The organism is Secundilactobacillus similis DSM 23365 = JCM 2765 (genome assembly GCF_001311075.1).
Classification (GTDB): Bacteria; Bacillota; Bacilli; order Lactobacillales; family Lactobacillaceae; genus Secundilactobacillus; species Secundilactobacillus similis.
The window spans coordinates 1-7,662 of sequence record NZ_BBAD01000116.1 but is presented as its reverse complement, the minus strand read 5'-3'; the positions used below and the strand labels follow the sequence as shown (position 1 = coordinate 7,662).

The following is a 7,662-nucleotide window of genomic DNA, read 5'->3' as shown; positions in this document are numbered from 1 at the left end:
GGTGCGCTGTGGACAACCTTAATAGCTGACTATCACATTCTGAAGTTGACGAAACTGCTTAATGACAACGTTAGCTGATAATTCGACAACTGCAAAAGCAATTGTGGTCACTGTTTAGTAACCGCAATGGATCAACGATTGCGCGAGACTAAATCTGCCAGTCATGCGATACGTTTTACGCGAACTTAAGACAGTTGCGCTGGTTGCTGATCAATTTGAACGTTTGTCGAATCAACGTCAGTCGTTGCAATTCCGTGACCACCCGTGCAGTTAAAGACTTGAGATGCTCTGCAATAACGCCGAATTGCGCCAACGCTTACCGGAATCGACAGTTCACGCAAATCACCGAACTTCACAAACTAAATACAAGAATGCTTACGTTGGACACAAACAACAGCAAAAAGCTCGCACAACCACTTAGGCCGTGCGAGCTTTAAACCTTATTCCAATTTAGTTACCGATAATCTTGCTAATAAAGTCCTGTGTCCGTTCATTTTGCGGATGATTGAATAGCTCATTCGGTTCATTCTTTTCCAGAATATACCCGTCAGCCATGAACCAAACCTGATCGGCCACTTCACGGGCGAAGCCCATTTCGTGGGTCACGACCACCATCGTCATGCCTTCTTCGGCTAGTTCCTTCATAACGGCTAGCACTTCACCAACCATTTCGGGATCCAACGCACTGGTTGGTTCGTCGAATAACAACACTTCTGGATCCATCGCCAAAGCACGCGCAATGGCCACCCGTTGTTGTTGTCCACCAGAAAGACTAGCTGGGTAAACGTCGGTTTTTTCACCTAAGCCAACCCGTTTCAACAAGTTCAACGCTTTTTCGCCGGCTTCAGCATCCGACATGTGCTTCACGCGAATCGGTGCTAGTTTCAAGTTTTCCAACACGGTCATGTTGGGAAATAAGTTGAAGTTTTGGAACACCATTCCCATCCGTTCGCGCATGGTCGTCAATTCAGTTTCGTTTAACGTCTGGGTATCCTTACCCTCAAACAACACTTGACCGGAAGTTGGTTGCTCCAACAAGTTTAAACACCGTAAAAAGGTACTCTTCCCAGAACCTGAAGGCCCAATCACGCAGATTACTTGCCCAGCCGCAACGGTGCCATCAATTTCCTTTAGCACTTCGTTATCGCCGTATTTTTTCTCTAATTTTTGTACATCAATTAATACGTTACTTGGCATGCTTCATCTTCCTCTCGTAGAAGTTTAGGATTCTGGTCAGGATAAAGGTCAACACGAAGTAGATGACCATCGCCACGAAGACCGGCATAACGCCACGGTACGTATCTGCCCGCACAATGTTCAATTGGTAAATCAAGTCGGTAACCCCGATAATTGACACAATTGAACTTTCCTTGATCAGGGAAACGAATTCGTTCCCTAAGGCTGGCCAAATATTCTTCAACGCTTGTGGCAAGACGACATACCGCAACATATCGCCCCGCTTTAACCCAAGACTAGAAGCTGCTTCGGTTTGGCCCTTCGAAACGGAGTTGATCCCACCACGAATAATTTCGGCAACGTAGGCCCCACTGTTTAAGGAGACCGCGATGATCCCGGAAAGTAACGCTGGTAAGTTCACAATGATCCCGATCCCGAAGTAAACAAACATTACTTGAACCATCAACGGTGTCCCACGAACGAATTCAATGTAGGCAATCGCAATGGCGTGTAAGAACTTACTCTTGGCAAACCGCATTAAGGCCAGTAACGTCCCTAACGCAACCCCAATCACGACGGAAACCGCTGAGATGATCAACGTGTATTCGATCCCTTCAGCAAAGTATTTCCAATAGTGAATCATTGAGGTGTTGGTCGTGTTGACCTTCATGTATTTACCAGCATCAGCTAAATACTGGCTGGTTAACTTCTTAGCTTTAATTTCTTTAACACTCTTATTAACGGCCGTAACTAACGACGTTGACCCCTTCTTAAAGGCAATCGCTGTCCCGGTCTGGTTCAAACTCAGCTTGTAACCAGAAGGAATCATGGCCAAATCTGGATCATTTTTCACGTAGGCTTCAGCTGATGGCGTTTCGATTCCTAATGCATCGATTTTGTGTGTTTTCAACGCCAGCACGAGGTCGGTTGACTTATCCATCCCTTTAACTGAAGCGCCCGCAATTTTAGTCTTTGCGAGTTGGTATTGCAGCGTCCCAGTCTGAACCCCGATTTTTTTATTCTCTAAGGATTTTTGACCGGTATACTTGCCCTTATCCGTCTTATTGATCAAGAAACTCTGACCACCAACGTAATAGATATCGGAGAAGTCAACGCTTTGACGCCGTTTAGCGGTTGGGTTGATCCCACCGATCGCACAGTCAGCCTTGCCGGTTTCAACGGCCACTAACACGTTATTGAACGCCATGCTCTTGAGCTTTAACTTCACACCCAGATCTTTGGCAATCTTCTTCATGACCTGAATATCCATCCCAACGATGTTATCTTTCCCCTTGTGACTCGATTCAAACTCGTATGGTGGATAATCTGGTGAAATGGCAACGACTAACGTGCCCTTATCCTTAATATGTTGTAATGATTGATCCGCAGCATAGGCGGTTTGATGGTTGATTGAACTGACGCCGATAAAAAATAATAGCGACAAGCAGATGGTTAAAATAACCTGCAATGCCCTTTTCCCCTGGTTTTTCATTCGCGGAAACTTCCTCTCTGAATTTTAATAATTCTTACAATACACTAATTTCACTATTTATGCAATAAAATTTAAGAAAAAGCTTCGTTTATACACAAATACACCGTATAAAACGTTTTTATGCAATCAATAATGATTAACATCCGCAATGAATTCGCCATCTTCTCATTTAACTTCTTGGTTGCCCACTCATCTCGAAGCTTGATTTTAGCCTTAGCCTGTACTTCAATTCAGTTTTCTGATAAGATAAGCACCAAAGTAAGGAGCTGATTTTCCAATGGCATTGAAGGTAAAACGACAAGATGATCTTAACGCAATGTTTGGTAAGTTTGCGGAACTCGACACCAAGGACGACAAGCGCGACAAATTTTTGAAGCGTGCGGACAACAAGGATGAGACTAAGAAAGCCAAATCATTGATCAAAGAAGAACATCACTACCATAAATAAATTGTTGAACCGGAGCATATTGCTTCGGTTTTTTTATTTCGTTTGTGTTCAGCGTAAGCATATTTAGTTTGTGAAATGATTCTGGGGTTGGATAGTGGAAGGATGCCGCGGGAGACTCCGGCGCTATGCGAGGCCGGAACGTGGTGGCTCGCTCCGGAGCTAGGAATGGGCCGAAAAACGCCCATGCCGGATCTCCTCCGTCTCGCGTATGACATAAGGCACTCGCACCCCGAAACCCACGGGGCACGACTGCCTAAGTCATACCGACACCACTGAGCCCCGCGCGCCTCCGCCTCCCGCTACATGGTGCGTCGTTGGCAACTGGAATCGCTGACTGTCACATCCTGAAGTTAACGAAACTGTGTACCGGCAACATTAGACGATAACTCGACAACTGCAGAAGCAATTGTGGTCAATGTTCAGTAACCGCAATGAATCAACGGTTGCGTGACGCTGAGATTCATCAGTTGAACGTCACGTTTATGCTGACTTGACGAAGTAACCTTGCCGTTCAACGCGTTTTGAGATGTTCTGCGATAGTGCCGAATTGCACAATATGAGATTTCGGTCAGCGACTAGGTGGAAGCCGTGTCGCGATAATTGGTGGTTGTTGACGAACTTCCAACAACCACCAATTATCGGGGACAAATTGAAGACTCGCACGATTTTGGCGAGACTTCAATTTGAGGTCTGAGACCGCCTTTTGGCTCAGGCCGGCCCCACAGCTGGAATCTAGTCGCTGACCGGAATCGTCAGTTCACACAAATCACATTTCACAAACTCACATCAATGATGCTTACGCTGGACACAAACGACCGCACAAATCAAAAACACCCCACTCACAAATTTGAGCGGGGTGTTTTGCATTGCCAATCAAAGTCAACTAATCGTCAGCCAACTCTGCCTTAGCAGTTTCAATTTGTTTGCGAACCTGATCAAAACCAGTGCCGCCTTCCGAGTGACGCCGTTCAACGGCAACTTCGGATTTTAATTCGTTGTAGACATCCGCTTCGATTTGCGGTGCGGCTTCTTGGAGATCCGCTAATGACATGTCTTGCAAGTTTTGATGAGTTTGAATGCCCTTCAAAACTAGTTGACCGACAATGCCGTGCGCTTCTCTGAACGGTACGCCCTTCGTTGCCAGATAGTCGGCTAATTCAGTGGCGTTGGAGAAGTCGTTTTCAGTGGCGTGCTTCATGTTATCGGCCTTAACCGTCACCGTTGATAACATCCCGTTGAAGACCTTTAAAGCCGGCAACAACGTTTTAACTGTATCAAACACGCCTTCCTTATCTTCTTGAAGATCCTTGTTGTACGCCAACGGTAAGGACTTCATGGTGGCTAACAGTCCCATCAAATGGCCATAGACCCGACCACTTTTGCCCCGAATCAATTCGGCCATATCGGGGTTCTTCTTTTGTGGCATGATTGAACTCCCAGTGGTGTAAGCATCGCTCAATTCCAAGTATTGGAATTCGTGGCTGACCCACATACTGAGTTCCTCACAGAACCGTGACAAGTGCATCATCAAAATAGAACTGTTGCTCAAAAATTCCAACGCAAAGTCCCGGTCAGAAACAGCATCCAGCGAATTTGCATAAACCTGTGAAAAGCCAAGTGTCTTCGCCGTCATTTGACGATCAATTGGGAAAGTCGTCCCGGCCAACGCAGCTGCCCCTAATGGTGAGATATCGGTATGCACTTCATTAAACGCAAAACGTTCCTTGTCACGTTTAAACATTTGGTAATAAGCCATTAGGTAGTGCCCGTACGAAATTGGTTGGGCATGTTGCAGATGCGTGTAACCTGGCATGATGGTTTCCACGTTATCCTCAGCGAGTTTCACTAAGGTTTCTTGAATCGTTGTGATTTCATCAATCACCTGTGGTAACCGCTTCTTGAGGTACAAGTGAAAATCAGTGGCCACTTGATCGTTCCGAGAACGTGCCGTATGCAGTTTCCCGGCAACTGGTCCAATTCGATCGGTCAAAATACTTTCGATGTTCATATGAATATCTTCATTTGACACATCAAATTCAATTTTGCCGGCAGCGAGGTCGGTTTGGATGCCTTCCAATCCCGCAATGATTTGGTCACAGTCATCAGCTGGCACGATGCCAGTTTTTTGAAGCATTTTAACATGGGCTAATGATCCCTCGATGTCTTCTTCAGCCATCAATTGATCAAAGGAAATGGAGGCACCAAAAGCATCGACCCAAGCGGCCGCCTGTTGTTGGAACCGACCACCCCAGAGCTTTTTGGTACTCATTATTTCTTCGCCTCCGTGTGCTTGTCTGCTTCTGCCTTCACGGCAACCTTCACCTTACTCTTGGTGTTTTGGGTCACTGCGCTAACAAACGCTGATTGTTGGTTCTTCATCTTAACTTGTGAGTAAACAGTCGTTGGTAAGCCCCAAAGCTTGATGAAGCCCTTGGCTGCTTCTTGGTCGAATGAATCGGCTGACGTGTAAGTTGCCAGATTCTTGTCGTAAAGTGAGCTATCTGACTTCCGACCTAATGTGATGACGTTACCCTTGAATAATTGAACTTTGATCACACCGCTAACAACTTCTTGGGTCTTCTTTAAGAAGGCTTGTAAAGCGTCCATTAATGGTGAGAACCAAAGGGCGTTGTAGATCATTTCGCTTAATTGCTTTTCAATAACTGGCTTGAAGTGGGCTAAATCCCGTTCGAAAGTTAAATCTTCCAATTGTTTGTGAGCTTTCATCAAAACAGTTGCGGCTGGGGCTTCGTAAACTTCACGTGACTTGATCCCAACCAACCGGTTTTCAATGTGGTCGATCCGGCCGATACCATGTTCGCCAGCAATCTTGTTAAGTTCTTGAATCAAATCAGCTAATTGGTAAGCTTTGCCGTTCAACTTAGTTGGTACCCCTTGTTCAAAGGTGATTTCAACATCGGTTGGGGTATCAGGGGTCTTATCAATTGGGTTGGTCAATGCGTAAGCATCTTCTGGTGCACTCACCCAAGGATCTTCCAAGACACCGGCTTCGTTGGCCCGGCCCCAGATGTTAGCATCGATTGAGTATGGTGAGTCTAAATCAATTGGAATTGGAATGTTGTGTTCCTTAGCGTATTCAATTTCCTCTTCCCGTGACCAGTGCCAGTCCCGAACTGGGCTAAGCACTTCCAAGGCTGGGTTCAAGGCGTGAATGGCAACTTCAAACCGCACTTGGTCGTTACCCTTACCGGTACAACCATGAGCAACGGCCGTGGCGTTTTCTTCTTGCGCCACTTCAACGAGCTTTTTACTGATCAATGGCCGAGATAAGGCTGAAATCAATGGATATTCGCCTTCGTAGAACGTGTGGCCTTGTAAAGCAACCATGGCGTAATCTTCAGCAAATTCTTCCAAAGCATCGATCACGTAAGCTTTAACAGCCCCGACTTGTAAGGCCTTTGACTTAACGAAATCCAAATCCTTACCTTCACCAACGTTGATGCAACATGCAATCACATCGTAGCCCTTATCCTTTAACCAAGGAATGGCAACCGACGTATCTAATCCACCTGAATATGCGAGTACTACTTTTTGATTTTCTGACATTTATATTCCCTCTCATTTCTTCATTTCAACTTAATGATATGAGATTACCACCGATATTCAGCAAATGCAATACTTTTTCGTGATTTATACATAAAAAATCTAAATATTAACAATAATATACATAAATTCAGGATTTTTGCATATTTTAAATCTGACTGAATCCCACCACTTTCTAATTTAATCCTTAAAAAATAGCCAATTTTCAAAGCAGCGCGTTGCTTTATTTCTCAACCATAATAAATTAGTTACGTTTTGGTTGTCATAAGTTCCCCATCAACTAAATACGCTATAATGGACGAAAGCGTACTGAAAGGAGGGACTTTAATGGCTGAATCAGACACCTCTGAATCACTCGGAACGAAACGATGGCCAAAAGTGCTTGCGTGGGTCTTAATTGGCATTGCCACCATCATTATTCTGGTCGTCATTTTCTTCACACCGCTCAACAATGCGATGCGCTCGGCAACCGGTAACGATACGCCAGCGGATACCGTTGTTAAAAACGAATTGGTCAAGCGGATCGATGCCAGCAAAACCGGTGATCCGGCAACCGACGCTAAAATTAATGCGGCCGTTAAAAAACTGAAGAAAACCAAGATGACCATCATCATGAAAGCTGCTGACAACCAACAACAATTGAATAAACTACTCAATTCCGATACTAGCCTGAGCCAATCACAAGCTAAGGCGGCAACTAAAATTATCTTTAAAAGCGGTCAATATACCGACCTGCGCCAAGCCGTCGCAAAGGGCAAGTGGGTCGCTGCTTACAAGGCCTACAAGCAATTATCCGGTAGCGGTGCGTTGACTTATCTGAAAAACTCGGTGAATAATTAACGTTTGCCTGCCGCAACAAAAAACACCTCATTAGGATGTGCCTAGTGAGGTGTTTTTATACTGTCGTTTGTGTCCAGCGTAAGCATGTTTAGTTTGTGAAATTCAGTGATTCTGATTTTATATAGTGGAAGGATGCCGCGGG

7 protein-coding genes are annotated in these 7,662 nt (G+C 45.2%); 2 read left to right on the top strand and 5 right to left on the bottom strand.

Going from position 1 to position 7,662, the window contains the following annotated elements; translation table 11 throughout:
• Positions 1-185 precede the first annotated feature (185 nt).
• From JCM2765_RS17300 to JCM2765_RS15470, 3 genes are all read right to left on the bottom strand, one after another.
• Positions 186-341, bottom strand: coding sequence for a hypothetical protein (locus JCM2765_RS17300; protein WP_156301826.1), 156 nt, complete (start codon positions 339-341; stop codon positions 186-188).
• A gap of 109 nt (positions 342-450) precedes the next feature.
• Complete coding sequence (locus JCM2765_RS15475) at positions 451-1,197, bottom strand: amino acid ABC transporter ATP-binding protein (RefSeq protein WP_054737466.1); 747 nt, start codon at positions 1,195-1,197, stop codon at positions 451-453.
• Positions 1,187-2,668: an ABC transporter substrate-binding protein/permease gene (locus JCM2765_RS15470; RefSeq protein WP_054737465.1), complete on the bottom strand. Its 1,482-nt coding sequence runs from the start codon at positions 2,666-2,668 to the stop codon at positions 1,187-1,189. The genes JCM2765_RS15475 and JCM2765_RS15470 overlap by 11 nt, the downstream gene beginning before the upstream one ends.
• Positions 2,669-2,945: 277 nt before the next feature.
• Between JCM2765_RS15470 and JCM2765_RS17605 the strand changes: the two genes are divergently transcribed.
• Positions 2,946-3,116, top strand: coding sequence for an SPJ_0845 family protein (locus tag JCM2765_RS17605; RefSeq protein ID WP_162838526.1), 171 nt, complete (start codon positions 2,946-2,948; stop codon positions 3,114-3,116).
• 883 nt (positions 3,117-3,999) lie between these two features.
• Here JCM2765_RS17605 and argH read toward each other — a convergent pair.
• Positions 4,000-5,385, bottom strand: a complete 1,386-nt coding sequence (gene argH, locus JCM2765_RS15465; protein ID WP_054737464.1) for an argininosuccinate lyase — start codon at positions 5,383-5,385, stop codon at positions 4,000-4,002.
• Complete coding sequence (locus JCM2765_RS15460) at positions 5,385-6,683, bottom strand: argininosuccinate synthase (RefSeq protein WP_054737463.1); 1,299 nt, start codon at positions 6,681-6,683, stop codon at positions 5,385-5,387. The genes argH and JCM2765_RS15460 overlap by 1 nt, the downstream gene beginning before the upstream one ends.
• A gap of 324 nt (positions 6,684-7,007) precedes the next feature.
• On the opposite strand from JCM2765_RS15460, the gene JCM2765_RS15455 reads away from it, so the two are divergent.
• On the top strand, positions 7,008-7,520 hold the full coding sequence (locus JCM2765_RS15455) for a hypothetical protein (RefSeq protein WP_054737462.1): 513 nt from the start codon (positions 7,008-7,010) through the stop codon (positions 7,518-7,520).
• Positions 7,521-7,662: the final 142 nt, after the last annotated feature.

What these genes read in the sequence shown, in the direction of transcription:
- JCM2765_RS15475 (WP_054737466.1), bottom strand. Translation starts at nt 1,197, where the DNA reads ATGCCAAGTAACGTATTAATTGATGTACAAAAATTAGAGAAAAAATAC.
- JCM2765_RS15470 (WP_054737465.1), bottom strand. Translation starts at nt 2,668, where the DNA reads ATGAAAAACCAGGGGAAAAGGGCATTGCAGGTTATTTTAACCATCTGC.
- JCM2765_RS17605 (WP_162838526.1), top strand. Translation starts at nt 2,946, where the DNA reads ATGGCATTGAAGGTAAAACGACAAGATGATCTTAACGCAATGTTTGGT.
- JCM2765_RS15455 (WP_054737462.1), top strand. Translation starts at nt 7,008, where the DNA reads ATGGCTGAATCAGACACCTCTGAATCACTCGGAACGAAACGATGGCCA.
- argH (WP_054737464.1), bottom strand. Translation starts at nt 5,385, where the DNA reads ATGAGTACCAAAAAGCTCTGGGGTGGTCGGTTCCAACAACAGGCGGCC.
- JCM2765_RS15460 (WP_054737463.1), bottom strand. Translation starts at nt 6,683, where the DNA reads ATGTCAGAAAATCAAAAAGTAGTACTCGCATATTCAGGTGGATTAGAT.